Raw genomic sequence first — 26,074 nt, forward strand, 5'->3', positions numbered from 1 at the left:
TCCGCCAGACAGCTATGATTGCAGCGCAATATGCCTGTCCCCTGCTTCTTGAACATGCGTTGTGATATGGTCAGAGCGTGTTGCGTGAATGGAAGCGCACGCTACACCCTCTCTGAATGACAATCAACATAGCAAGGTATCCCGACGCATTCGGCGGTGGTTCTTGCATATATCGCGCCCGGCCAGCAACGGAAAATGGCTGGAATTGTGGAATTCCGCGCGCGCTGACACCCGTAGGGGTTACTGCGTAACATTCACCCAGCGCAGCATGAAGAAATTATCGGGGCGCTGGATCAACTCGATCCCGTCGCGCGCGGCCCAGACCAGCGGTTCGGTATAGAGCGGGATATAGGCGACCCGGTCCTGAATAACGCCTGCAACTTCGTCCAGCATGTCCTGGCGCGCCTGCTGGTCCAGTTCTTGCTGGATCAGGGGCAGTAATTCGTCAATCCGCGGGTCCGAGAATTCACCGAAATTCCAGGTTCCCAGAGTTCCGTCAGGAGTTGCCGCAAGAAAGCGGATCGGGTGTTCGGCGTCAAATGTGCCCGGCGACCAGCCCAGAAGGAACATGTCGAAATTGCCGTCGCGCAATTCACCCCAGTAATTGCGCACTGGCATGGTTTCAAGCTGCGCGTTCAGGCCCACCTGTTGCAGCATTCCGGTGACAGCCTGACATACATTTTCGTCGTTGAGATAGCGGTCATTCGTGCAGCGCAGACCAAAAGTGAATCCGTCTTCATGACCGGCTTCGGCCATCAGGGCGCGCGCGGAATCCGGGTCATGCGCGGGCCGCGCTGCATGGGCTGCTGACCAGCCCGACAGACCTTCGGGCAGCAATTGGCTTGCAGGTTCTGCCAACCCGCTCATCAGGATCTGGTTGATTGCGGTCACGTCTATGGCATGGGCGGCGGCACGGCGCACCAGCGGATCAGTGAAAGGATTACTGTCCGCATCGGTCGCGCCCCACCAAAGTGCATCAGCGGTATGGTTGAAGCCAAGCATGATCACCCGGGTTTCAAGCCCCTCGAATGTGCGAATGCCTGCGGTTTCGCGCAAGCGCGCGACGTCGCGGACCGGCACCGGCGCCAGCATGTCGATCTCGCCCGACAAGAGGGCGGCCAGACCCGTCGCATCATTCTCGATCGGGTTGAAGATGGCTTCGGACAGATTGTGCGTGGCCTCGTCCCACCAGTCAGCGTTTGGGGTCAGCCGAATTTCGACCCCCGGTTCACGCGATGTCAGAATGAAGGGTCCAGTGCCATTAGTGTTGCGGGTGGTGTATTTTTCCGCGTCGCGCGCGGGCACATCGGCGCCATTCGCTTCGGTCCAGCCGCGATCCAGAATCATGAAATTGGCGATGCTGTCGGGGAATAGCGGGTTGGGGGCCGCGGTGATGAAATCGATGGTGAAATCGTCGACGACGCGCACTTCCGCGACAGGCGCAAACCATGAACGGACATCGGATTGATCGGTAATCGCGCGTTCATAGGAAAACAGTACGTCGTCTGCGGTGAATTCTTCGCCACCGTGAAATGTAACGCCCTCGCGCAGATTGAAACGCCAGCCGTGTTCCCCTTCCAGCGGCTCCCACGAGGTTGCCAGAGAAGGTTCAATCGCCATGTCGGCGTTGCGCCGCACCAGCCCTTCATAGATGTTGTTCAGAAACGAGGTGACCGGGGCCACATTGGCGGCATGGGGGTCCATCGTCTGCGGATCAGTGGTGCTGGCCCAACGGAATGTTTCTGCTTGCGCCGCGAGGCTCATTGAGGCGGCAACGAGCAAGGTAGAGCTGGCAAGCATGGCAATTCGGGTCATCGGCGGCTCCCGCAGGGTGAGTTCATGAATATCAGAACGATCATTTCAATAAATGACATCGCATACAAGAAAATTCTTGTCGCCCGGCGTCGACGGTCAATCATTGCAGGCCAGCACAGCCTCCAACGCCTGTGCATTGCTGAAAGGGCCGAGTCCCGCCGCACGCAACCGACCATTTTCAAAGGTTATGCGGAGTAGGTGATGCCAGTCTGCCGACAGCATGATTATCCCCGGCCCCGCAGCGCAATCGCGCACACCGCCTGTTATGAAATCCTCGCCGATGCGGTGATTGCTGACCCCGTCCAGCCGCGCGACCGGCACAAAGCGGTTGCCATCCGGCCGGACCAGAACAAGGCGGCGCGCCAGATGAGGCATTTCCACATAGGCAATCTCAGCGCGGCCATCGCCGGTGAAGTCTGCAATGCCAGCGGGGGCGAGCCAGCGAAACCTTGTGCCGATGAAATCACCCGCCGCGCGCAGGGTCAGTGTGTATGTGCCATCGGATGCCTGCCTTGCCGACCACGCTGTCAGCCGCGCCCAAGGCGCTGATCGCTTTCGACCGCAACAATTTCGGGAATTCCGTCGCCATCAACATCCCACAGGCGCGGGGCGATATGTTCGAACACGCGATTTTCGGGTAGCACCAGCTGCAGGGTTGTGCCCGCTTTCAGTGTCACCTCCAGCTCCGCAAACCCGCGCAAATCCCCCAACACATTATGCGGATAGCGGTTCGTGGGGTGCGAAAATTTCGCGGATAGCGGTGGAACGGGTTTGGCCATGCTAGTCGTGCTGGCCACAATGCCGATGCACAAAACCGCAACAAACCGGCGCGCGCGGATCATTGGTCCAGTGCCTGCGCGATGGCTTTCATCTGGGCCGCTACATCCATGGTGGTTTCGCTCAGCACTTCGAATTCACGATCCTCGAATACGTCCCGGTCGGGATGGGCCTTGCGTCTGGCCGCGAGTGCGGCGTCGCGTGCGTGGATCAGTTGCGCGATCTGCGGGTGGAACAGCCGGACCATCGCTGTCAGCCAGCGGTTTGTGGGCCAGCTTGGATATGCATGGTCAATGGCGAAATGCGGCAGCATGCGGATGACATCTGCGCCCGGATACCATGTTTCAGCGGTGACCCAGCGGTTGGTCGTGAACAGGCCCGTGGGCGTGCCGAAACGGTCCATCGAGAGTGCAACCAGATGCGACAGCGCCTGATCGCCTGCTGGCCAGTCGCACCCTGCCGCCTTCTGGCACAGGGGCACAACCGGGCGGAATGCCCCTGGCGCGCAGGAACAGGTGGAAATGGTCATGCTCGCCATCGCGATGGGCGTGGTAGTAGTATTGCGACTGCGTTTCTGCATCAAAGACATCGCCCTGCGGGGAATGCGTCAGGCGCACAAACTGGCCCTGACCTTTCAGCACCTCGCCCATGACGTTTAGTTTGGCCTTGCGTAACACACGGCTATCATGCCTGATGGGTCGGACGCTGGGGGCGAATTCGGATGGGATGTATTTCTGTGCTGCCTGCCATATGGGCGTCAGCGACAATACCGATGACCTGCTGTTCATGGAACCGGAATATCGCGTTCAGAACTGAACGCCGGGTCGTATAGCCGATGCACGGGGCGCGCGTGCGCCGGACCTGCGCCTCTTGTCCCACGCCGGGCAGTTCATGGTTCCGCTTTGCTTTACCCGTTCACCGGTTCAGTGCCCGACTCCGCGCGCTGCCAGACCGCTTGCGGCATGTTCGATACCCCGCTTGTGCCAGATTGAAGGAGAACACCATGCGGCTTCTGACATATCTTGCGGTCCCGGCCCTTGCCATTTTCGCCCTAACCGCTGCTGCTGATCCGGTGCAATGGGCGCGTGAATGGCCACAGACGGATTTTACCCGCACCACCATCGATTTTGCCGAGGTCATTTCTGGCGGGCCGCCCAAGGATGGTATTCCGGCGATCTGGGAGCCAGCACATATTCCTGCAGCGGAGGAAACACGGCTTGATGACCGCGAACCTGTGCTGACCTATGAACATGCGGGCGAGGCCGCGCGCGCTTATCCCATCCGCTACCTGATGTGGCATGAGATCGTGAATGACGTGGTGGGCGGGCTGCCCGTCGCCGTTACCTATTGCCCGCTGTGCAATTCCGCGATGGTGTTCGATGCCCGCGTGAATGGCATTCGCCATACCTTCGGTGTCTCTGGCAAGCTGCGTCATTCCGACATGATCATGTATGACCGCGAGACGCAAAGCTGGTGGCAGCAGGCTGTGGGCGAAGGGGTGGTCGGCGCGCATGCGCGCGAGGTGCTGACCCAGTTGCCGGGCTGGATGGAAAGTTGGGGAGAATTCCGCGACCGGAACCCCGACGGGCTGGTCATGGACGAACCCGAATGGCGCCGTGCCTATGGGTCAAACCCCTATGTGGGTTATGATACGTCTGCGCGTCCGTTTCTGTACCGGGGTGAAAACCCGCCCCATGGCATCAACCCGCTGGCCCGTGTGGTCCGGGTGGAGAACCGCGTCTGGACCTATGCGCGCCTGCGCGCTGCGGGCGAGATCCGCGAAGCCGGTGTGGTGCTGAACTGGGCACCGGGGCAGGCATCAGCGCTGGACAACCGCACCATTGCCCAAGGGCGCGATGTGGGCACAGTGCGTGTACGCGACGCGCGGGGGCGTGACCTGCCGCATGACATCCCGTTTGCCTTTGCCTTCCACGCATTCCACCCGGACGGGATATGGATGCTGGGCGAGTGAGCGCTGCTTTTGGTCAGAAGCACAGGCAGCCGTGTTATTCCTGCGCATTGCGGCCCTGTTGAACAACGGCATATGCGGCGCGCTTGTTGTTCCTTTGCTTGCGGAACAGCCGTTTTATAAATTGAAGCAAAGCGCAATCCGGTATATTTACAGAACAATGAGTTCAGAAACTGGTGAACCTTCGCGGCAAGCGCGCCCCCGGGGACGGCCCCGTGGGTTTGACGCAGCTGCGGCGCTGGAAGCCGCGATGAAAATCTTCTGGGCCGAGGGTTTTGACGGCGCATCGGTTGACTTGCTTGCCCGTGAAACGGGCATGCCGCGCGCCACGCTGTACCAGGTCTATGCGGACAAGGAAGGGTTGTTTCTGGCGGCTGTCGCGCATTACGCCGGAACGCGCACGGCGCGGGTCGGGGCGGCGCTGAGGCAAGGGGGGAACCTGCGCGATGATCTTGCGGCCTTCTTTTCGGCTGTGATCGAACTTGCCACTTCCGAACCAAAGGCGCGCGGTTGCCTTATTTCCTGTGTGCTGGCCGATGCGGCGGGCACCAATCCGCGCTTTCGCGCCGAACTTGAACGCCGATTTCTTGCACTGGAAAACCGCATCCGTGAGCGGCTTGAAGCTGCCGGTCCGGAAGCGGGCGACATTCCGGCCCGTGCCGTCATGATTGCTGCTATCGCGCGGGGTCTGATGCTGCGCGCCCGCGCCGGGGCCGGTCGCGACTTTCTGGAACAGGCCGCAGCTGAAGCGGTAAGGGTGCTGGCACCGCCCCGTCACTGACCGTCGCGGGTCGCCTGCCGTGTGAATATCTGCCAGAGGTTCTTGTAGCGGAACTTGCGCCGCATCTCATCCGTCATCTGAAGCTGCGTTTTGTGGCGCTTGCTTCCTGCGCCTTCGAGGATGCGGTTCATGAAATTGTATAGGGCTGTCACCGACAGGATGTCGAACAATCCTTCTTCGAAAAAGCCTGCATCATAAACGGCCTGCGCATCTGTCATCGACGTCGCTGATGGTTCCCGCGTCAGCTTTCGTGCGAAAGCGAGGACTGGACGCATGCGCGCCGGGATGTCGTCATGGTCCAGATGAATTTCCACATCGCCGAATACCCCTTCATCAATGCCCCCGGCGCGCGCATGGTCGCGATGCGCTGAAAAGCAGCAATGACACCCGTTTACCGAAGGGACATAGACCGCGATCAACTTGTGCTCCGCAATGGTTAATTCGCTGTCTTCGCGCAGGACCGCGTCGTGGTATTCCTGAAGTGGCAGGATACCGCGTTGGTGAAACCTGCTGAAACGTGCGTGCAGGTCAAGGTCGTGGATATCCGGGAAATGCGACAAGGGGTCCTATGGTCTGTTGGGGAATGCTCTTGCGGGTATCTTCGGATGACGCGGCAGCGCATGCAATGCTACGTGGAAAGGGTGCGTTCATGCTCAGGACTTCGCCCTGCGGGGCGCGGATGTTACTGTAACCGGCTTCAGATGCCTGTGGCATCACGCGAATGTGCAGGCGTGACGCAGTAACCGTAACCGGTACGGCCGCGAACTGTTCTATAATAGCAACGAGGAGGATGGACATGACATTTTCAAACAGCCACAGCCACACGCTCGCATCACCGCTGGTGCTGTCGCGGCGACATAGCCTGCTTTTGCTGGGGATGGGGGCGTCTGTGCTTGCCTTGCGTCCCTCAGCGCTGCTGGGCCAGACACAGCACAGCGTCACGGCCCATAACCGCGCGCCTGATGGCACGCAGATGGCTTTTGCGCCGGCAATTCTGCGGATCAGGCCGGGCGAAAGCGTGCGCTTTGGTCATGCTGATCGCGGACATAGCTTCCAGAGCTATGACGACACGCTGCCAGATGGCGCCAGATCCTTCGGTGGTGGGGTCGGTGAAACGATTGACGTTACATTTCGGGCAGAAGGGACATACGGGTATTTCTGCCGCCCGCATCAGGCCATGGGAATGATCGGCTTTGTCCTTGTTGGGGATTTCACCCGCAATCTTGCGGCTGTGCGTGCTGCGAGCGCTGCGCGCCCCGGACCAATGATCGCCCGCAGAGTTGCGGAATACATGGGCGAAATCGACAGGATAGGGCGGGCCGAAGGGCTGATCTGATTGGGGGAGCAGGCGTTGCCCGACGCGGCTGCCTTGTCGTAATTTGCCGCGCTGTGGTCCTTTGGCGTGTGCTGCGCAAAACACACGATCAGCCAGCGGCATCCGTGCGACTGATCGCGTCGCTGATGCAGGAATTTTCCTGTTGGATGAATAGTATGCCGTTCATTTCTGCATTACATTTTTGGTATGTCGAAGGCCGAAATCAGAATTTTACTTGCATGTGTCTACCTGCCTATTAAGGCGGTGTGGACAACCGTGTCCAATCATTATCCGGCGGGTGCAGGGGATCAGGTCTGACTGCCGCCGATTTCGGGAGGAAAACATGAAGATCAAGTCAATCCTGGCCGCGGCGACCGCGGCCATTGCATTTGCTGTGCCGGTACATGCCCAGGGCCTTGTGGGTATTGCCATGCCGACCAAATCCTCCGCGCGCTGGATCGCCGATGGGGATAACATGGTCAGGGAACTGGAAGCCGCTGGCTATCAGGCGGATCTGCAATATGCGGAAGACGACATTCCCAACCAGTTGTCACAGATCGAAAACATGATCACCAAAGGGGTTGAGGTTCTTGTGATCGCCGCCATTGATGGCACGACCCTGTCGAATGCGCTGGAAAACGCAGCAGCGGCCGGGGTGCGGGTGATCGCCTATGACCGGCTGATCCGGGACAGCGGAAATGTGGATTACTATGCCACATTCGATAATTTCCAGGTTGGTGTGCAGCAGGCGTCAAGCCTTGTGGGCGGTCTGGAATCGCGCTTTGGCGATGGCCCTTATAACGTGGAACTGTTTGGCGGCTCCCCCGACGACAACAATGCCTATTTCTTTTACAATGGCGCGATGAGCATCCTGCAACCGCTGATCGACGACGGCACGATTGATATCGTTTCCGGCCAGATGGGCATGGATACCGTGGGTACGCTGCGCTGGGATGGTGCCGTGGCACAGGCGCGTATGGATAACCTGCTGTCGGCACATTATACCGACAAGGATGTGCATGGCGTGCTGTCGCCCTATGACGGTCTGTCCATCGGGATTCTGTCGTCGCTGAAGGGGGTCGGCTATGGTTCCGGCGATCAGCCGATGCCGATCGTTTCGGGGCAGGATGCTGAAATCCCGTCGATCAAATCCATTCTGGCGGGTGAGCAGTATTCTACCGTGTTCAAGGACACCCGCGAACTGGCCCGTGTGACAGTGGGCATGGTCAATGCCGTGCTGGCCGGCACTGATCCAGAAATCAACGACACCGAAACCTATGATAACGGCGTCAAGGTGGTTCCGTCCTATCTGCTGGAACCTGTGTCCGTGGATGCGTCGAACTGGGAAGAGGTGCTGATCGGGTCCGGTTACTACACTGCTGACCAGATCAACTGATCCCGTTCCTTCCGGCGCCTGCCCCCGATAGCGGCGGGCAGGCGCATTTATTTTGCCAGACACGAGGCCACCATGACGGCGCTTCTTGAGATGCGCGCCATCACCAAGGAATTCCCTGGGGTGAAGGCGCTGGACCGTGTGACACTTGAAGTGAAAGCAGGCGAGATTCACGCGATCTGCGGGGAAAACGGTGCGGGAAAATCCACGCTGATGAAGGTGCTGTCAGGCGTCTATCCGGCGGGCAGCTATGATGGTGAAATCCATTTTGAAGGTGCGCTTGCCGAATTCCGCGACATCAGCGATTCCGAAGATCGTGGCATCATTATCATTCATCAGGAACTGGCACTGGTGCCGCAATTATCGATTGCTGAGAATATCTTTCTGGGAAACGAGACCGCCACCGCCGGGGTTATCGACTGGCACGAGACCAACCACCGCACAGAGGCGCTGTTGAAAAAGGTGGGGCTGCGCGAAAGTCCGGGCACACTGGTTGACCATATCGGCGTGGGCAAGCAGCAGCTGGTCGAAATCGCCAAGGCGCTGTCAAAGAACGTGAAACTTCTGATTCTGGATGAACCGACAGCGGCGCTTCAGGAAAACGATTCACGCAAATTGCTGGATCTGATGCTGGAACTGAAGGCGCAGGGCGTCACCTGCATCATCATCACCCATAAGTTGGGCGAAGTGCGCTATGTCGCCGACACAGTGACCGTCATCCGTGATGGCATGTCAGTGTCCACCAAGGATGCCAAGGTCGGCCTGTCGGAAAACGACATCGTGCGCGACATGGTGGGCCGCGACATGTCCGACCGCTACCCCGAACGGACGCGCCGCGCCGGTGAAATGCTGATGGAAATCGCGGACTGGAATGTCTGGCACCCCGAACACCGCGACCGGCAGGTGATCCACGATATATCGATGAATGTGCGCGCGGGCGAAGTGGTGGGCATTGCGGGCCTTATGGGATCGGGGCGCACCGAACTGGCGATGTCGGTTTTCGGCAAATCCTATGGGCGGCGTATCAGCGGCACGGCAAAACTGCACGGCCAGCCTGTGGATGTGTCAACTGTGGCCCGCGCGATTGCCGCCGGTCTGGCCTATGTCACCGAGGACCGCAAGTCGCTGGGTCTGGTGCTGGATGAAACCATCCGGTTCAACACCACACTTGCTGATCTGGGCAGCGTGTCAAAACATGGCGTGCTGGATTTCCGCGCCGAAACACTGGTGGCCGAGAAATACCGCGCCGCGCTGCGTACCCGCACCCCTTCGGTGTTCCAGAAGGTCGGTAACCTGTCAGGCGGTAATCAACAAAAGGTGGTGCTGGCCAAATGGCTGCACACCGCGCCCGAAGTGCTGATCCTGGATGAACCGACGCGCGGCATCGATGTGGGCGCGAAATATGAAATTTATACGATCATCAATGATCTGTCGGCACAGGGGAAGGGGGTGATCATGATCTCCTCTGAAATGCCCGAACTGCTGGGCATGTGTGACCGGATATATGTGATGAATGAAGGCAGCTTTGTGGGCGAACTGCCCGCCGCGGACGCCAGCCAGGAGCGCATCATGTCGCTCATCGTCAGTGAATAGGGAAATAGCGCAATGACGATACAAACCAAGGGAATCAAGGAATATCTGGCATCGCATATGCGCGATTTCGGGCTGCTGTTCGCATTGATTGCCATCATGGTATTTTTCCAGATCGTCACCGGCGGCACACTGATGCGGCCTGTGAACATCACCAATCTGTTCCTGCAGAACAGCTATATCATCATCATGGCGCTGGGGATGCTGATTGTCATCGTGTCGGGGAATATCGACCTGTCGGTGGGTTCCGTCATGGGGTTCATCGGTGCGTTGGCGGCGGTGCTGATCGTGAATTACAATGTGCCGATGCCTGTCGCCATGATGATCTGCCTGATCACCGGCGGGCTGATCGGCGCGGCGCAGGGCTATTTCGTGGCGATGTGGCGGATTCCGTCCTTCATCGTGACGCTGGCGGGGATGCTGGTGTTCCGCGGCCTGTCGCTGTGGCTGTTGCAGGGCCAGTCAGTCGGACCGTTCCCGCGCGAATTTCAACTGCTGTCCACGGGGTTTGTCGGTGACATCTTTCCCGCTGTGCTGGGCGAATATCTGGCAGGTGTGTTTGGCACGCGCGCTTTCAACGTGCTGTCCTTCAGCCTTGGCGTGGTTGCTGCGGCTGCCGTCATCGCCATGGGCCTGAAGAAACGCAACCGCAACGCGCGCTACGGGACCGAGGATGAACCACTAAGCCTGTTCTGGTTGCGCAATGGCATCATCGCTGCGGCCATTCTGTTCCTTATGTTCAAACTGTCCACCTTCCGTGGCTTGCCCAATGTGGTGGTCACCATGGGTGTGCTGATCCTGATCTATGCTTTCGTGACAGAACGCACGGTGATCGGGCGGCGCATCTATGCGCTTGGCGGCAATGAAAAGGCAGCGAAACTGTCAGGCATCAAGACCGAGCGGCTGACCTTTCTGGCCTTTGTCAACATGGGCGTGCTGGCAGCCCTTGCCGGGCTGATCTTTGCCGCGCGGCTGAACACCGCCACGCCCAAGGCGGGGTTCGCGCTGGAACTTGACGTAATTGCGGCGGTGTTCATCGGCGGTGCATCAATGTCGGGCGGTGTGGGCAAGATCATCGGTGCCGTAGTGGGTGCCTTCATCATGGGTGTCATGAATAACGGCATGTCGATCATGGGAATCGGTATTGATTACCAGCAGGTGATCAAGGGGCTGGTGTTGCTCGCCGCCGTGTTCTTCGACGTCTACAACAAAAGCAAACAGGCCTGAGACCTGAAGGGAAAGGAAACTCCCATGACGTTCAAACCAGCACAATGGCCCCGCAGGCTGCGGTCACAGGAATGGTATGGTGGCATCTCGCGCGATGTGATTTATCATCGCAGCTGGCTGAAAAATCAGGGCTATCCCGATGACTTGTTTGATGGGCGCCCGATCATAGGCATCCTGAACACCTTCTCGGAATTGTCGCCCTGCAACGGTATTCACATGAAAGACCTTGCAGAAAAGATAAAGGCCGGCATCTGGGAAGCAGGCGGTTTTCCGGTTGAAGTGCCGGTATTTTCCGCCTCGGAAAATACCTTTCGCCCGTCCGCAATGATGTTCCGCAATCTGGCCGCGCTGTCGATAGAGGAAACCATACGCGGCCAGCCGATGGATGGCGCGGTACTGATGGTCGGCTGCGACAAGACCACGCCATCGCTGATGATGGCGGCGGCGTCCTGCGATATTCCGTCCATCGTGGTCACCGGCGGGCCGATGCTGAACGGCTATTATCGCGGGGAACGGGTCGGGTCGGGCACCCATCTGTGGAAATTTTCCGAAGCTGTGAAAGCAGGTGAGATGACGCAGGAGGAATTCCTGGAAGCCGAAGTGTCGATGTCGCGGTCAACCGGCACCTGCAACACCATGGGCACGGCATCGACCATGGCATCCATGGCTGAAGCGCTGGGCATGGCGCTGTCGGGCAATGCCGCAATTCCCGCTGTGGACAGCCGCCGCCGGGTGATCGCGCAGCATTCGGGCCGCCGTATTGTGCAGATGGTCAAAGACGACATGAAACCATCCGACATTCTGACAAAAGATGCGTTCATGAATGCCATCCGCACCAATGCCGCCATTGGCGGGTCCACCAATGCGGTGATCCATCTGCTGGCGCTGGCGGGCCGGGTGGGGATTGATCTGACGCTGGAAGACTGGGACCGCTGGGGGCGCGATGTGCCGACCATCGTGAACCTGATGCCGTCGGGCAAATACCTGATGGAGGAATTCTTCTATGCCGGTGGCCTGCCCGTGGTGCTGAAGCGTCTGGGCGAAGGCGGGATGCTGGCCCGCGACACGCTGACGGTTTCCGGCAAGACCATCTGGGAAGAGGTCAGGGGCGCGGTCAACCACAATGATGACGTGATCCTGCCGACCGACAAGGCGTTGACACAATCGGGCGGTATTGTCGTGGTGACCGGCAATCTTGCGCCGAAAGGGGCGGTGCTGAAACCATCTGCCGCCACGCCCGCGCTGTTGCAGCACCGGGGCCGTGCTGTCGTGTTCGAAGATATCGATGATTACAAGGCGCGGATTGAAGACCCTGATCTGGATATTGACGAAACCTGCGTGATGGTGCTGAAGAATTGCGGGCCAAAGGGGTATCCCGGCATGGCCGAAGTGGGCAATATGGGCCTGCCGCCGAAGATATTGCGCAAGGGCGTGACGGATATGATCCGCATTTCGGACGCGCGCATGTCGGGCACTGCTTACGGAACCGTGGTGCTGCATACCTCGCCTGAGGCAGCTGCCGGCGGACCACTGGCCGTCGTGCGCAATGGTGACATGATCGAGCTGGACGTGGCGAACCGCCGCCTGCATCTGGATGTGTCCGACGCTGAACTGGCCACCCGTCTGGCCGGGTGGACCCCGCTGCCCGGCCAACCCGAAAGTGGTTATGCGTGGCTGCATCAGGCGCATGTGCAAGGGGCAGATACCGGCGCGGACCTGGATTTTCTGATCGGCTGCCGGGGCAACGCTGTCGGAAAGGAAAGCCATTGATTGATATTGCGTTAATGGGCATCGGCAAGATCGCACAGGATCAGCATGTTCCCGCGATTGCCGCCTCGCCCGATTTCACCCTTGCGGCGACAGTGTCGCGCCATGGTTCGGTGCCGGGTGTTGCCGCGTTCAGTGATATCGACAGCCTGCTGGCCGCGCGCGATGATATCAGCGTCATCTCGCTGTGCCTGCCGCCGGTGCCCCGTTTCGACGCGGCGGCGCGTGCCATTCGCGCGGGCCGCCATGTGATGCTGGAAAAGCCACCCGGTGCCACCCTTGCCGAATGCCACGCCTTGCACCGGCTTGCCGAAGCGCATCGCGTATGCCTGTTTGCCACCTGGCATTCGCGCGAAGCGGACAAGGTTCCGGTGGCCAAGGCATGGCTGGCCGATAAGCGCCTGCGGGCACTGCGCGTCATCTGGAAGGAAGATGTGCGCCGCTGGCATCCGGGGCAGGAATGGATATGGGAACCGGGCGGCATGGGCGTGTTTGATCCCGGCATCAATGCGCTGTCCATCGTCACGGAAATCCTGCCGCATGACATTCACCTGACATCAGCCACGCTGGATGTGCCGGAAAACCGCCAGACTCCGATTGGTGCGGAATTGACATTTTACCACCCCGAAGGGGCAGAGGTTTCAGCGGTTTTCGACTGGCGGCAGGAAGGCGATCAGACATGGACAATTGTTGCCGAAACCGACGCGGGCACCCTGACGCTGGCCGATGGCGGTGCCCGGATCAAAATTGACGGGGCCGCCCCACCCCCGGCGGATGACACACCGCTGTCGGGCGAATACCCCCGGCTTTATGCGAAAATGGCGCGGCTTCTGGCGCGTGGCGGCATCGACATGGACCTGCGCCCGATGGTGCATGTGTCTGATGCGCTGGCGCTTGGCCACCGTCGCCGCACGGCCCCCTTCACCGAATAACCAAGAGAGAACGCAATGAAACAGCCCCTTACCGGCATCCTGCCCGTTGCCCCCACACCCTTCTTCGATAACGGTGCGATTGACACTGAAGGCATGAAGCGCGTTCTGGATTGCATGATTGATCAGGGTGTTGATGCGATCTGCATTCTGGCCAATTATTCCGAGCAATTCCTGCTGTCGGACGAAGAACGCGCCACGCTGACCCGTGTCAGCCTAGAACATGTCGCGGGCCGCGTGCCGGTTATTGTGACGATTTCGCATTTTGCCAATGACATCACTGTGCGCCGCGCCATTGAGGCACAGGCCCAGGGTGCCGCCATGGTCATGATGATGCCGCCCTATCATGGGGTCGGCCTTGTGCCGCCGGAACATGCCGTCTTTGGTCAGTTCAAGGCGGTGTCGGACGCAATTTCCATTCCCATCATGGTGCAGGATGCGCCCTTGTCGGGCGTGACGCTTAGTGTGCCGCTGCTGGTCCGCATGGCGCAGGAGATTGAAAATGTGTCCTATTTCAAGATCGAAGTGCCCTTTGCCGCCGACAAGCTGGCGGCCCTGATCGAGGCCGGTGGCAAGGACATCATCGGCCCGTTTGATGGTGAAGAAGCCGTGACCCTGCTGGCCGATCTGGATGCGGGTTGCACCGGCACCATGACTTCGGCCTTGCAACCGGAGAAGATCGCCCCCATCCTATTGGCACACCGCGCGGGCCGTATCGACGAGGCTTTGGCGCTGTGGCGGCTTTGCCTGCCGCTTATCAACCATGAAAACCGCCAGTGCGGGTTGCGGGCCGCCAAGGTGGTGATGAAAGAAGGTGGCGTGATCGGGTCTGACTATGTCCGCGCGCCGCTGCAACCGCTTAGCCCGCGCACACGCGACAGGTTGCTACAACTGTCGCGTGAACTTGATGTTATTGCCCTGCGATGGGGCAAATAAGACAAAGGAACTCTGATGACCTTCACCCCTCATGGCAAGCATCTGATCGCAGGAAACTGGATCGGGACCGAAGATACGTTTGCCTCTCAGCCCGCGCATGGGCCGGCGCATGATTTCTCTGCGGGTACGCCCCAACTGGTGGACAAGGCCGTGCAGGCCGCGGAAGAAGCGTTCTGGACCTATGGGTATTCCAGCCGTCAGCTGCGTGCCGATTTTCTGAACGCCATCGCCGATGAGATAGAGGCGCGCGGTGCGGAAATCACCGAAATAGGCACGCAGGAAACCGGCCTGCCCGAAGCGCGCCTGAATGGCGAACGCGGGCGCACCACCGGGCAGCTGCGGTTGTTTGCTGAGCATATTCTGACGGGCGACTATCTGGACCGCCGCCATGATGCGGCCGTGCCGGACCGTCAGCCCTTGCCGCGCCCCGACCTGCGCATGATGCAGCGTCCCATCGGCCCGGTTGCGGTGTTCGGCGCATCAAACTTTCCGCTGGCGTTTTCCACAGCGGGTGGCGACACGGCGGCGGCACTGGCGGCTGGCTGTCCGGTCGTGGTCAAGGGCCATGGCGCACATCCCGGTACCGGTGAAATCATCGCTGAAGCCGTGCATGCGGCGATCGCGAAATGCGGTGTGCCTGCGGGCGTGTTCTCGCTTATTCAGGGTGGTAACCGTGCTGTGGGTCAGGCGTTGGTCCAGCATCCGCTGATCAAGGCTGTGGGTTTCACCGGGTCGTTGGCCGGGGGGCGGGCGCTGTTTGATCTTTGCGCGCAGCGGCCTGAACCGATTCCGTTTTTTGGCGAACTCGGGTCCGTCAACCCGATGTTCATGCTGCCCGCAGCCATGGCGGCGCGCGGTGCAGAACTGGGGCGCGGCTGGGCCGCATCGCTGACCATGGGCGCCGGGCAGTTCTGCACCAATCCCGGCATTGCTGTGGTGCTTGCGGGCGCGGAAGCTGATGTATTCATTGAAGCCACGCGCACCGCACTTGGTGAAACCGGTGGTCAGGTGATGCTGACTGACGGCATTGCGCAGGCGTATACATCGGGTGCTGCGGCAATGGTGGATCAGCCTGGTGTGCAGGATCTGCTGACCTCCATCTGTGACCCGAGAGAGGCAAAACCGTTTCTGTTCAAGGTGTCCGCCGCTGACTGGATTGGCAACCACACATTGGCGGAAGAAGTGTTCGGCCCGCTGGGACTGGTTGTCGTTGCGCAGGACACGGATGAGATGACGCGCGTTGCCAACAGCCTGAAGGGCCAGTTGACCGCGACCCTGCACATGGATGACAGCGATGCGGAGCTTGCGCGCCGCCTGTTGCCGGTGCTGGAACGCAAAGCAGGACGCGTTCTGGCCAATGGTTTCCCCACCGGGGTCGAAGTGGCCGATAGCATGGTCCATGGCGGTCCTTATCCGGCATCAACCAATTTTGGCGCAACATCGGTGGGCACCTTGTCCATCCGCCGGTTCCTGCGGCCGGTGTGCTACCAGAACCTGCCGCAAAGCGTGCTGCCGGACGATCTGGCGTAACTGACTGAAACATGCTGAACCGGTGGCAACGCCGGTTCAGCGGCCAATTTATCCGAAGCCAGATCAGGCCGGGATTGAAAACAGCCCCGGACGCCCCTGCGACAAGACTGTCTGTGGTGTGCCCGACAAGACTGTCTGTGGTGTGCCCGACAACACTGCCTTTTGCCGTTCAGGCGCGCAGCTTCACCTGCGCAGCCCTTCCACCGGATGTGACAGTGCGGTCATGATGCCGCGCAGTTCCGCCAGCCCCTTCAGCCGCCCGATGGCGGGGTAGCCGGGTTGCGCCTTGCGCCCCAGATCATCCAGAATGTCCTGTCCATGGTCGGGACGCATGGGAATATCGCAATCGGCGCGCCCTGCATCGCGGCGCCGGGCTTCTTCGCGCAGCACGGCGGCAATAAGGGCGACCATATCGGTGCCGCCACCCAGATGTTCGGCTTCATGGAAGCTGCCTGCAATACTGTCGGTTTCGCACAGAACATTGCGCAGATGCAGGAAATGCACACGACTGCCAAGCCTGTCCATCATACCGGGAATGTCATTATCCGGTCGCGCACCAAGTGAACCGGAACACAGTGTTATGCCGTTCGCGGGCAGGTCCACGGCCGCCATCACGGCGCTGTAATCTGCTTCTGTCGACATGATGCGGTGCAGGCCCATAAGGGTGAAGGGCGGATCATCCGGATGGCAGCACAGGCGCAGGCCAAGTGCCTGGGCCACAGGTGCCACTTCGGACAGGAAATCCACCAGATGCGCGCGCAAACGTTGCGGGGTGATGCGGCTGTATTCGGCCAGATGGGCGCGCACATCTTCAAGGGTGAAATTCTCTGCCGCGCCGGGCAGGCCAAAGACCACATTGCGCGCAAGTGCCCCGCGCGCCGTCTCGTTCATACGCGCGGCGCGCGCTGCGGCTTCGGCGGCAATTTCGGCGGGGTATTCTTCGGCCGCGCCGGGGCGGGCCAGGATGTGAATGTCAAAGGCCGCGAAATCGGTATAGTCGAAACGCATGCAGGTCGCGCCATTGGGCAGACGCCATGCCAGATCGGTGCGCGTCCAGTCCAGCACCGGCATGAAATTATAGCAAATCACCTTGATCCCGGCTGCATGCAGATTGTGCAGCGATTGCTTATAGGCGTCGATATGCGCGCGCCAGTCACCCTGCTGTTTCTTGATGTCTTCTGAAACCGGCAGGCTTTCGACGACTTCCCATGCCAGCCCCGATGCGCTGCCATCGCGCATCCGGCCAATTTCCGCCTGACGCTGTGCAATTTCCTGCGGGGTCCAGACGGCACCGGTCGGCACATGATGCAGCGCCGAAACCACGCCTTCGACCCCTGCCTGCATCATGTCATCAACCGAAACCAGATCCTTCGGCCCGAACCATCGCCATGTCTGACGCATGCCCATTCTCCTTTGCCCACGCGGTGGCATTCTCAAACTTATGATCTGTGTCATAACATCTGAAAATTATGTTGACTAGTATGGAAGCGGGATTGCATGGATTATTTCGACAGATGGATCAATGGCAATGATCACTGCGCGGTGGCATCGGTGATCAAGGGAAGGGCAATCGCGACACAACAGCCGTTTTGTACGTGTTTCAGGTAGGCCCTTCCGCCATGCGCGACAGCGATTGAACGCACGATTGCCAGCCCAAGGCCGCAGCCTGATCGCGTCTGGTCGGCGCCATGTGGCTGCGACAATCTGACGAAACGTTCGAATACCTGCTCGAAATCCGCGGTGGGAATGCCCGGCCCGTCATCTTCGACAAATAATAACACCTGCCCGCCATCAGTTTCCAGCCGCAGGTTTATTTCCCCCCCTTTGCGTGTGCCATAGCGCAAGGCATTGTCCAGCAGGTTCTCGATTGCCTCGCGCAGCAGGATTGCATTGCCGTGGACCTGCAAGTGGTGTTCCGGGGCGGTCAGATTTATGTCCGTCCCGGCGGCCAGTGCAAGCGGCGCAAATCTGCGCGCCATATCCGCGACGATCAGACCGAAATCCGTGGGGGCCATTTCGGTTGTGGCGGAATGCTCGGCGGTTTCCAGACTCAGCAACTGCTGGCTCAGGCGCGACAAATCGCCTGCTGCTTCATGCAGATCAAGGATACGGGCATGGCGTTGGTCCGCGTCTGCCGTGGACAGGGCCGCTTCGGCCTGTGCGCGGATGGCCGCGACAGGATTGCGGATCTGATGCGCGGCGTTTGCGATGAATGCGTTGCGCCGCTCCAGTTCGGTCTGCAGGCGGGCAAAAAGGGTATTCATGGTCGCGACCAGTGGCTTGACTTCGGTCGGAACCGGGCGCCGGATCGGGCCAAGTTCGGACGGGCTGCGCAGGGAAATGGCTTCGCGGAGTTCTGTCAGCGGGCGCAGGCCCCGCCCGATACTGAACCAGACGAACCCGGCGGCTGTCACAACAACCAGAATCAGGATTGCAAGCGCCTGTCGTAAAATGACAAGACTCAGCGCGCGGCGTTGCGTGGTCGTTTGCCAGACCAGAACCGTGGTCCAGCCATCAAAGAACGGGTCAGCGATGAATTCCCGCAATGCTACCGCACGCACTGCTTTGCCGTTGTAGTCGAAATCAAAGAAATGCGGTGCGCCGCTTGTCAGGTCATCGGGAATGACATTCACCGGCATATCGGTATAGCCCGCCAGAATGCGCCCGTCCGCAGCAGAGACGTTATAGAAAATAGGGTCGCCCAACACACTGACCAGCGATTCCAGCAATGCGTCGGACACCACATCACCCTGGGTGATGATGACTTCGCGCGCGACGGCATGTGCCACGACTTTCAGCGCATCGTCATAAAGGGTTTGCGACATGGTTTGCGCCTGCCAGTATCGCATCGTTCCCGACATCATGGCGACCGCGACAAGCGGCACAATGATGATCACGAAAAGCCGCAGCCGCAGCGACCCTGCGGATTGGGCAGGGCGTTGGCGCCAGTCGGGTTTCATGCCTCGCCGATCTGCATCAGGTATCCCAGCCCCCGCAATGTGCGGATTGTCAGCCCATGCCCGTCCAGCCTGCGCCGCAAACGCGAGACCAGTAATTCCACGGCATTTGCATCTATATCCGCGCCGATGCCGTAGATGCGTTCGCCAAGCTGGTCCTTGGAGAGCACGCGGCCGGGATTGTCGATAAAGGCCTCGAACAGTGCGAGTTCCCGGCGCGAGATTGTCAGCACCCCGTCTTTGGTGGAAAGGCTGCGGGCCGCGCTGTCATAGGTGATAGCGCCGATTGCTTCCTTGGTTGGGCGGGCATCTTGCGGGCGTCGTGACAATGCCCGGATGCGTGCATGGAATTCCGCCATCTCAAAGGGTTTTACAAGATAGTCATCAGCCCCCGCATCCAGCCCCGCAACGCGGTCGGATACCTGGCCTTGCGCTGTCAGTATCAGCACCGGGAAACCCTGCGCGCGCGCGCGGGCTGCGCGTAATATTTCCAGCCCGCTCATGCCCGGCAGGTTCACATCAACCACGGCCAGATCGGCCCCGTTCAGCGCAAGAAAGCTGTCTGCCTCGGTTCCGTTGTCAAGCCAGTCAACGGAATGGCCCGCATCCTGCAGCGAATGAATCAGCGCGCGTGCCAGAATGGCGTTGTCTTCGATCAGGACAATCCGCATCCCGACTCCTTCTTCCGGCTTCCTGTTTTCAGGTCTGACAGGATTCTGACAGGTTTGGTGCTTATGCGATAGCCTGCACGACAGAATGTGGAGGCAGTCTGTCAAAAGTGCGCAAAATGAACTGGGAGGTCAACATGACAGTTACAACACACACCCGGCGCGGGGCGCTGGGGGTATTCGCTGCGGCAGCAACGGCGTTTGCTTTTGCAGCACCGGCACAGGCGCAGGTGGATTTTTCGGGTCAGACCATTGAATGGATCATTCCGTTCGGAACCGGCGGGGGGTCTGATACCTGGGCGCGGTTCAATGCGCCGTTCCTGTCCCGGCACCTGCCCGGCAACCCGACTGTGGTTGTGGTGAACGAACCCGGCGGCGGGTCAACCCGCGGTACGAATCTGTTTGCGCAGCGCGCCCGCGCTGATGGTCAGACAATTCTGGGCACATCCGGTTCGACGCAATTCCCCTATCTGCTGGGCGATCCGCGCGTGCGCTATGAATATCAGGATTGGTCGGTTGTCATGGTCGGGCCTACGGGTGGTGTGGCCTATGTCTCGCCGTCTACGGGTGTCGAGAGCATTGATGATATTGCCAATTTGCAAGGGCAGCGGCTGGTCTATGCCAGCCAGGGCGCGACGTCACTTGATCTGGTGCCGATGCTTGCATTCAAGCTTCTGGGGCTGGATGTAAACTATGTCTTTGGTTTTGGCGGGCGCGGTGACGGCCGGCTGGCGTTCGAACGTGGCGAAGTCAATATCGACTATCAGACATCATCCGCGTTTATCGGGAACGTGACCCCGCTGGTTGAAGAAGGCAAGGCCGTCCCGATCATGTCCTGGGGTGTTCTGGACGAAGACGGTAACCCGCAGCGCGACCCGACATTCCCGGACCTGCCAATTCTGGAAGAGGTCTATGAAGCGATGCATGGTGAAGCCCCTTCAGGACCAATGTATGACGCCTACAAGGCGTTCAACACGGCAGGGTTTGCCGCGCAGAAAATGGTCGTTCTGCCGGAAGGCGCGTCTGATGAGCTGGTCGAAACCTATCGTCAGGCGTGGCGCGACGTGTTCGAAGACCCCGAATATCAGGAGTCGTTCGAGGCCGCTCTGGGTAGCTACGGGCAGGTAACGGACCGCGGGGCAGATGCTTTGTTCGCTGCTGGCACCAATATCGATCCCGAAGTGCGCGCCATGGTCGTCGACATGCTGTCTGACGAATATAACGTGCGCCTGGGCGACTGAGCGACACCGGACACTCACCCCTCGGGCGCAAGCGCGGCCGGGGGGCTTTCCTATTTCTGATGGCAGCCGAACCCGCGCAACCCAAGAGGCTGCGTGTACCGCGCATATCCGCAGGAGCCCCAGATGTTAGATGTTTTTCTTTCCGCATTGGCCGACATCCTGACCGTCAAGCATATCGGTTACATGATGATCGGCGTGGTTGTCGGCCTGATGATCGGTATTTTTCCGGGATTGGGCGGGATTGCAGGCCTGTCGCTGATGATCCCGTTCCTGTATGGCATGGACACCACATCGGCGCTGGCCATGCTGATCGGGCTGGTGGCTGTCATTCCCACATCAGACACATTTGCCAGCGTTCTGATGGGCATTCCCGGATCATCAGCGTCACAGGCCACGGTTCTGGACGGCTTTCCCATGGCCAAACGGGGCGAGGCGGCGCGTGCGTTGTCTGCGGCGTTTTTCGCGTCGCTGACTGGCGGGATTATCGGTGCGGTTGTTCTGACAGGCTTCGTTCTGATCGCGCGACCTGTGATCCTGGCATTCAGTTCTGCGGAATTATTCATGCTTTCGGTATTCGGCCTGTCGATGGTCGGTGTGTTGGCCGGGAAGTCGCTGGTCAAGGGGGTCGCGGCCTGCGCATTGGGGCTGATCATCGGCTCGATCGGTGGTGCGCCGGCCACAGGCGAATTCCGCATGGTGTTCGGCGTGGACTATCTGTATGATGGAATTCCCCTTGTTATCATCGGTTTGGGCCTGTTTGCCGTACCCGAAATCATTGATCTTCTGCGCAGGGACCGCTCCATCGCGGAGGGCGCGAAATTGGGTTCTGGCTGGCTTACAGGCATTCGTGATGTGGCCCGGAACTGGTGGCTGACACTGCGCTGCTCTGGCATCGGGGCCTTGATCGGGGCGATACCGGGACTGGGGGGAACCGTGGTGGACTGGATCGCCTATGGCCACGCAGTGCAGACGGTCAAGGATAACCCACATTTCGGGCGGGGTGATGTGCGCGGTGTGATCGCGCCTGAATCGGCCAATAATGCCAAGGAAGGCGGCGGTCTGCTTCCTACACTTCTGTTCGGCATTCCGGGTGGCGGGGCGATGGCGGTTTTCCTGGGCGGCATGGTGCTGCTGGGCATTCAGCCCGGACCATCCATGGTGGGCAGTAATCTGGACCTGACCTATACGATCATCTGGTCGCTGGCACTGGCGAACGTGCTGGGGGCGGGGCTGTGCATTCTGCTGGCCGTGCCGATTTCCCGGCTGACGCTGATCCCGTTCCGGCTGTTGGCACCATTCATGATTGTGGTGATCTGCTTTGCCGCGTTTCAGGCAACGCGGACACTGGATGATCTGATTGTGTTGCTGGCGACAGGGGTTCTGGGCGTTTACATGCGCCGCTTTGGCTGGCCGCGGCCCGCGCTGCTGATCGGCTTTGTGCTGGCGACGCAGGCGGAAACCTATCTGTATCAGGCCGTGCAGTTCTATGGTTGGGAATTCCTGACACGTACCGGCGTCATGATCATCATCGGCATTACCGCCGGATCGATCTGGCTGGGTCTGCGCGCGCGTGTGTCAGAGGTAAGCCCCGAAGAAGTGCTTGCACTGGAAGCGCGCGACGACGCTGCTGGCCCGGCGGCGAATATACGCGCCCGCGCGCCGCAGATCCTGTTTGCCTTGGTTGCTTTCGGGTTTTTCAGTGTCGGGCTGCATGACGCGCTTCAGCATAGTTTTCTGGGGCAGGTCTTTCCATTGATCATGGCCAGTGCGGGTATGCTGTTCACGGCGCTGGTGCTGGGGTTTCTGATCCTTGGCAAACCCAATCATGCTGTTTCAAGTGATACCGAGCATCTGGAGCGCCCGGATGCCGAACCCCAGCGTTCAACCCTTGGCGCACTCGCATGGGTGGCGTCGCTGGTCGCGCTGACGGCGGTGGTTGGTTTCGTCACCGCATTGGTGGTCTTTTTCGTGGCGTTCCTGAAGATACGGGCGCGGGCAAGCTGGCTGATGACGCTACTTCTGACCGGGGGCTGCACGGGTTTTGTGCTGACACTCGCTTCGGCGCTGAACATGCGCTTTCCGGGCGGGCTGCTGCAGGAACTGTACCGCCTGCCCTGGCCCTTCAGTTAAGGAACGATGCCCATGCAAACTGCAATCCCTTTCATCTTTATGCGCGGCGGCACATCAAGGGGACCGTATTTCCATGCCGAAGATTTGCCGACAGACCGCGAAACCCTGTCGAATGTCCTGCGTGCCGCAATCGGGTCCGGGCATCCGCTGAATATCGACGGTCTGGGCGGCGGGGCAAGCGTGACCACCAAAGTCGCGATCCTGTCACGCTCGGATTGCGACGGGGTGGATGTCGAATACTTGTTTGCGCAGGTTGACCCAATGCGTGAGGCTGTGGATTTCCGCCCCACCTGTGGCAATATCATGGCCGGTGTCGGCGCGGCGGCACTTGAGATGGGACTTGTTCCTGTGCAGCGCGGCGAGACCCGCTTGCGCATCCACGCGGTCAATACGGGTGCGCTGGTCGATACCGTGGTGCAAACCCCGGACGGGCAGGTGTGCTATGACGGCACGCAAACCATTGCCGGGGTGCCGGGCAGTGCCGCGCCTGTGACCTTGGGTTTCACAGGGATTGTGGGAACAGCGACCGGGGCCATGTTGCCCACAGGGAAGGCGCGCGATGTGATTGACGGTGTTGCGGTTACCTTGATCGACGTTGCCATGCCGATGATGATCCTGCGCGCTGCCGATATCGGATTACGCGGCGACGAATCCCGCGAGGAGATCGACGAGAATACGCAATTGCTGGCGCGCATCGAGTCGATGCGCTGCAAGGCAGGCCCGATGATGGGGTTGGGCGCGGATGTTTCCGGTGCGGTCATGCCCAAGGTCGGGCTGATTTCGGCGCCTGTGACGGGCGGGGCGTTGCGTGCGCGTTACCTGACACCTTGGACCTGTCATCCCAGCATGGCGGTTACTGGCGCGCAATGCCTGTCGGCTTGCGCTGTGCTGCCGGGGTCAGTGGCAGAAGGGTTGGCAGTGACACCTGCCACTGGCCCTGCAGAACTGCTTATTGAACATCCGATCGGGTTTTTGCCCGTTGTGCTGGATTTCGTCCGCGATTCCGATGGTGCCACGATCCATAGCGCGGGTATCGTGCGCACTGCGCGGATGCTGGCACGGGGGCATGTAATGGTCCCGAGCGCGGTCTGGGACGGCGCGCGCTGACACGCGGGTATCGGCGGGCGCTATATTTTTTCCCCGAAGCATTTTCAGCTTGTTGCCGTTGCTGCAACCCTGTCGAAACGACCGGCCCGTACGTTTGCACCGCGTCGCCCCCTATATGGGGACATCGCCGCCGTCTTCATGTGCGTGGCTGTCCAGAAAGCCAGCCTCGCGCAATTGTCGCAGGCGGATGCGATGGGCCGCTTCGATATGGGTGCGCATTGCGGCTTCGGCTGCGGTGCCATCGCGGTTTTGCAGGGCGCGCAGCAATTCTTCATGTTCCTGTGCGCCGGTCGCTATGCGGGCGGGGTCGAACAGGGTGGACCGGCCAAGGATCAGTAAAGTGCGCCCCATAGCGGCGATGGCGCGTTGGAGGTAGCGGTTCTTGGCCGTGTTGACCAGCGCAGCATGAAACAGCCGGTTCAGGCGGACAATATCTTCCGGGTTGGTGCTGGCGGTCATTTCGGCATTGATCCCGGCCAGTTCACGCAGTTCCAGTTCCGAGGCAGCGCGCGCGGCCAGACGTGCCGCAGTGCCTTCCAGCACGGCGCGCATTTCATATAGCTCCATCACTTCGGCATAGCTCAGCCGCCGCAGGGTCGCACCCTGACGGGGCAGGTGTTCCACCAACCCGTCAGCTTCCAGCCGACGGATGGCTTCGCGCACGGGCGTACGTGAAATGCCCAGCCGCGCCGCAAGATCAACTTCCCGCAGCCGCGCACCGGGAGGGAGGGTGCCATGGCGGATTTCATTGAGCAACCGGTCATAGGCGTTTTGGCCCTGCGACAAGTCGGAGGCAGACTCGGGTCGGTTGCGCATGTCATCCTGTGCGGCTACGGGTAGTTGATTGCCTATTGCATACATATGGATGCAAGCGTATGCAATAGCTAATCAGCAATGAGTCACACCATGTTTACCCGCACACGCCTGCAGACATTTGCCATAGCCCTTTCCGGGGTCGGGGTTTTTCATCTGTTGGGGTTGCCGCTGCCGTTTCTGTTCGGGCCGATGTTTGCCTGTCTGCTCGCGGCGCTTCTGGGGGTGCAGATGCAGGGGGCCGGGCAGGTCTCGGTTGGCGCGCGCACAATATTGGGGGTCGCGGTCGGCGCGTCCGTCACGCCCGCGCTGTTGGGACAGGTGCCGCTGATGGCGGTGACACTGGCGCTGATCCCGGCCTATGTGGCGGTGATTGGTCTGGTGGGGGTGCCGTTCTTTCACCGTGTCTGTGGGTTTGACCGGATCACCAGCTATTATGCCGCCATGCCCGGCGGGTTTCAGGACATGGTCATCTTCGGGCAGGAAGCGGGGGGCAATGCCCGTGCGCTGTCGTTGATTCATGCGACGCGCGTGCTGATCATCGTGACGCTGGTGCCGTTCCTTCTGACGGGGCCGTTCGGGGTCAGCCTTGATCACCCCATCGGTGCGCCGGCAAGCGAACTGCCCTTGCATGAAATGGCGATCATGGTGGCAATTGCACTGATCGGCTGGAAAGGTGGCGAACGTATCGGCCTGTTCGGTGCCTCTATTCTGGGGCCGCTGCTTCTGGCGATGGTGCTGTCACTGGGTGACGTGATCCACCACCGCCCGCCCGCCGAGGCGATTCTGGTCGCGCAGTTTTTCATCGGCATGGGAATCGGAATGTATTATCGCGGTGTGACGGTCGCGGAACTGCGCCATGACGTGGCATCGGGTGCTGCCTTCGCGGTTGTTCTGGCCGGGCTGGCGGCAGGATTTACCCTGCTTGCCCATCATATTGGTGACGCGCCGCAGGTCGAGGCGTTCCTGTCCTTCAGCCCCGGCGGACAGGCCGAAATGACCGTTCTGGCCATCGTCGCCGGGGCGGATCTGGGCTTTGTTGTTATTCACCACCTTATGCGGATGATCCTTGTCATAACTGGTGCGCCGATTATCGCGCGGCTGTGGTCGCAACGTCGGGAATGACATT

The 26,074-nt window shown here is 60.1% G+C and carries 24 protein-coding genes and 1 pseudogene; 15 read left to right on the forward strand and 10 right to left on the reverse strand.

The window, feature by feature from the left end; translation table 11 throughout:
• Window positions 1-240: 240 nt before the first annotated feature.
• From PUT78_RS00875 to PUT78_RS23765, 5 genes and pseudogenes are all read right to left on the reverse strand, one after another.
• Entirely contained in the window at window positions 241-1,815 is a 1,575-nt protein-coding gene (locus PUT78_RS00875; protein ID WP_274350109.1) for an ABC transporter substrate-binding protein, read from the reverse strand.
• A 96-nt stretch (window positions 1,816-1,911) separates the two neighbouring features.
• Entirely contained in the window at window positions 1,912-2,196 is a 285-nt protein-coding gene (locus PUT78_RS00880) for a hypothetical protein (RefSeq protein ID WP_274350111.1), read from the reverse strand.
• 146 nt (window positions 2,197-2,342) lie between these two features.
• On the reverse strand, window positions 2,343-2,657 hold the full coding sequence (locus PUT78_RS00885) for a hypothetical protein (protein WP_274350113.1): 315 nt from the start codon (window positions 2,655-2,657) through the stop codon (window positions 2,343-2,345).
• Window positions 2,654-3,172, reverse strand: a complete 519-nt coding sequence (locus PUT78_RS00890) for a DUF6969 family protein (protein WP_274350114.1) — start codon at window positions 3,170-3,172, stop codon at window positions 2,654-2,656. The genes PUT78_RS00885 and PUT78_RS00890 overlap by 4 nt, the downstream gene beginning before the upstream one ends.
• Window positions 3,120-3,242, reverse strand: a pseudogene (locus PUT78_RS23765) (DUF6969 family protein); the annotation flags it as partial. The gene PUT78_RS00890 and the pseudogene PUT78_RS23765, both read right to left, overlap by 53 nt.
• Between PUT78_RS23765 and PUT78_RS00895 the strand changes: the two are divergent.
• From PUT78_RS00895 to PUT78_RS00905, 3 genes are all read left to right on the forward strand, one after another.
• Entirely contained in the window at window positions 3,241-3,408 is a 168-nt protein-coding gene (locus tag PUT78_RS00895) for a hypothetical protein (protein WP_274350115.1), read from the forward strand. The pseudogene PUT78_RS23765 and the gene PUT78_RS00895 sit on opposite strands and share 2 nt — an antisense overlap.
• Before the next feature lie 187 nt (window positions 3,409-3,595).
• Window positions 3,596-4,564: a DUF3179 domain-containing protein gene (locus tag PUT78_RS00900; RefSeq protein WP_274350116.1), complete on the forward strand. Its 969-nt coding sequence runs from the start codon at window positions 3,596-3,598 to the stop codon at window positions 4,562-4,564.
• Between the two features lie 247 nt (window positions 4,565-4,811).
• Window positions 4,812-5,342, forward strand: coding sequence for a TetR/AcrR family transcriptional regulator (locus PUT78_RS00905; protein WP_274350117.1), 531 nt, complete (start codon window positions 4,812-4,814; stop codon window positions 5,340-5,342).
• Here PUT78_RS00905 and PUT78_RS00910 read toward each other — a convergent pair.
• Window positions 5,336-5,902, reverse strand: a complete 567-nt coding sequence (locus tag PUT78_RS00910; RefSeq protein WP_274350118.1) for a carboxymuconolactone decarboxylase family protein — start codon at window positions 5,900-5,902, stop codon at window positions 5,336-5,338. The two genes, PUT78_RS00905 and PUT78_RS00910, sit on opposite strands and share 7 nt — an antisense overlap.
• Window positions 5,903-6,138: 236 nt before the next feature.
• On the opposite strand from PUT78_RS00910, the gene PUT78_RS00915 reads away from it, so the two are divergent.
• The 8 genes from PUT78_RS00915 to PUT78_RS00950 all read left to right on the forward strand — a co-directional run bounded on the left by PUT78_RS00915 (window position 6,139) and on the right by PUT78_RS00950 (window position 16,029).
• Window positions 6,139-6,678, forward strand: coding sequence for a plastocyanin/azurin family copper-binding protein (locus tag PUT78_RS00915; protein ID WP_274350119.1), 540 nt, complete (start codon window positions 6,139-6,141; stop codon window positions 6,676-6,678).
• Between the two features lie 322 nt (window positions 6,679-7,000).
• On the forward strand, window positions 7,001-8,053 hold the full coding sequence (gene chvE, locus PUT78_RS00920; protein ID WP_274350120.1) for a multiple monosaccharide ABC transporter substrate-binding protein: 1,053 nt from the start codon (window positions 7,001-7,003) through the stop codon (window positions 8,051-8,053).
• Window positions 8,054-8,125: 72 nt separating this feature from the next.
• Window positions 8,126-9,643: a multiple monosaccharide ABC transporter ATP-binding protein gene (gene mmsA / locus PUT78_RS00925; RefSeq protein ID WP_274350121.1), complete on the forward strand. Its 1,518-nt coding sequence runs from the start codon at window positions 8,126-8,128 to the stop codon at window positions 9,641-9,643.
• 12 nt (window positions 9,644-9,655) lie between these two features.
• Window positions 9,656-10,867: a multiple monosaccharide ABC transporter permease gene (gene mmsB, locus PUT78_RS00930; RefSeq protein ID WP_274350122.1), complete on the forward strand. Its 1,212-nt coding sequence runs from the start codon at window positions 9,656-9,658 to the stop codon at window positions 10,865-10,867.
• Window positions 10,868-10,891: 24 nt separating this feature from the next.
• Window positions 10,892-12,637 carry an L-arabinonate dehydratase gene (gene araD / locus PUT78_RS00935; protein ID WP_274350123.1) on the forward strand — a complete coding sequence of 582 codons (1,746 nt, stop codon included), beginning with the start codon at window positions 10,892-10,894 and terminating at the stop codon, window positions 12,635-12,637.
• Entirely contained in the window at window positions 12,637-13,566 is a 930-nt protein-coding gene (locus PUT78_RS00940; RefSeq protein ID WP_274350465.1) for a Gfo/Idh/MocA family protein, read from the forward strand. Before araD ends, PUT78_RS00940 begins: the two co-directional genes overlap by 1 nt.
• A 15-nt stretch (window positions 13,567-13,581) precedes the next feature.
• Window positions 13,582-14,499: a dihydrodipicolinate synthase family protein gene (locus tag PUT78_RS00945; protein ID WP_274350124.1), complete on the forward strand. Its 918-nt coding sequence runs from the start codon at window positions 13,582-13,584 to the stop codon at window positions 14,497-14,499.
• Between the two features lie 15 nt (window positions 14,500-14,514).
• On the forward strand, window positions 14,515-16,029 hold the full coding sequence (locus tag PUT78_RS00950) for an aldehyde dehydrogenase (NADP(+)) (RefSeq protein WP_274350125.1): 1,515 nt from the start codon (window positions 14,515-14,517) through the stop codon (window positions 16,027-16,029).
• Window positions 16,030-16,212: 183 nt separating this feature from the next.
• On the opposite strand, the gene uxuA is transcribed toward PUT78_RS00950, so the two are convergent.
• The 3 genes from uxuA to PUT78_RS00965 form a co-directional block, all read right to left on the reverse strand.
• A complete protein-coding gene (gene uxuA / locus PUT78_RS00955) occupies window positions 16,213-17,430 on the reverse strand; it encodes a mannonate dehydratase (RefSeq protein WP_274350126.1) in 1,218 nt (405 codons plus the stop codon).
• A gap of 131 nt (window positions 17,431-17,561) precedes the next feature.
• A complete protein-coding gene (locus PUT78_RS00960; RefSeq protein ID WP_274350127.1) occupies window positions 17,562-18,989 on the reverse strand; it encodes a sensor histidine kinase in 1,428 nt (475 codons plus the stop codon).
• Window positions 18,986-19,657 carry a response regulator transcription factor gene (locus PUT78_RS00965; RefSeq protein WP_274350128.1) on the reverse strand — a complete coding sequence of 224 codons (672 nt, stop codon included), beginning with the start codon at window positions 19,655-19,657 and terminating at the stop codon, window positions 18,986-18,988. Before PUT78_RS00965 ends, PUT78_RS00960 begins: the two co-directional genes overlap by 4 nt.
• Before the next feature lie 134 nt (window positions 19,658-19,791).
• On the opposite strand from PUT78_RS00965, the gene PUT78_RS00970 reads away from it, so the two are divergent.
• The 3 genes from PUT78_RS00970 (at window position 19,792) to PUT78_RS00980 (ending at window position 24,132) form a co-directional block, all read left to right on the forward strand.
• Window positions 19,792-20,895: a Bug family tripartite tricarboxylate transporter substrate binding protein gene (locus PUT78_RS00970; RefSeq protein WP_274350129.1), complete on the forward strand. Its 1,104-nt coding sequence runs from the start codon at window positions 19,792-19,794 to the stop codon at window positions 20,893-20,895.
• 123 nt (window positions 20,896-21,018) lie between these two features.
• A complete protein-coding gene (locus tag PUT78_RS00975) occupies window positions 21,019-23,025 on the forward strand; it encodes a tripartite tricarboxylate transporter permease (protein ID WP_274350130.1) in 2,007 nt (668 codons plus the stop codon).
• A 12-nt stretch (window positions 23,026-23,037) separates the two neighbouring features.
• A complete protein-coding gene (locus PUT78_RS00980) occupies window positions 23,038-24,132 on the forward strand; it encodes a PrpF domain-containing protein (protein ID WP_274350131.1) in 1,095 nt (364 codons plus the stop codon).
• A gap of 111 nt (window positions 24,133-24,243) precedes the next feature.
• Here the strand turns inward: PUT78_RS00980 and PUT78_RS00985 are convergent, their stop codons facing one another.
• Entirely contained in the window at window positions 24,244-24,948 is a 705-nt protein-coding gene (locus PUT78_RS00985; RefSeq protein WP_274350133.1) for a GntR family transcriptional regulator, read from the reverse strand.
• 90 nt (window positions 24,949-25,038) lie between these two features.
• Here PUT78_RS00985 and PUT78_RS00990 point away from each other — a divergent pair, with 90 nt between their 5' ends.
• Window positions 25,039-26,070, forward strand: coding sequence for an AbrB family transcriptional regulator (locus tag PUT78_RS00990; protein WP_274350134.1), 1,032 nt, complete (start codon window positions 25,039-25,041; stop codon window positions 26,068-26,070).
• Window positions 26,071-26,074 lie beyond the last annotated feature (4 nt).

The organism is Roseinatronobacter alkalisoli (assembly GCF_028745735.1).
GTDB classification, from domain to species: Bacteria; Pseudomonadota; Alphaproteobacteria; order Rhodobacterales; family Rhodobacteraceae; genus Roseinatronobacter; species Roseinatronobacter alkalisoli.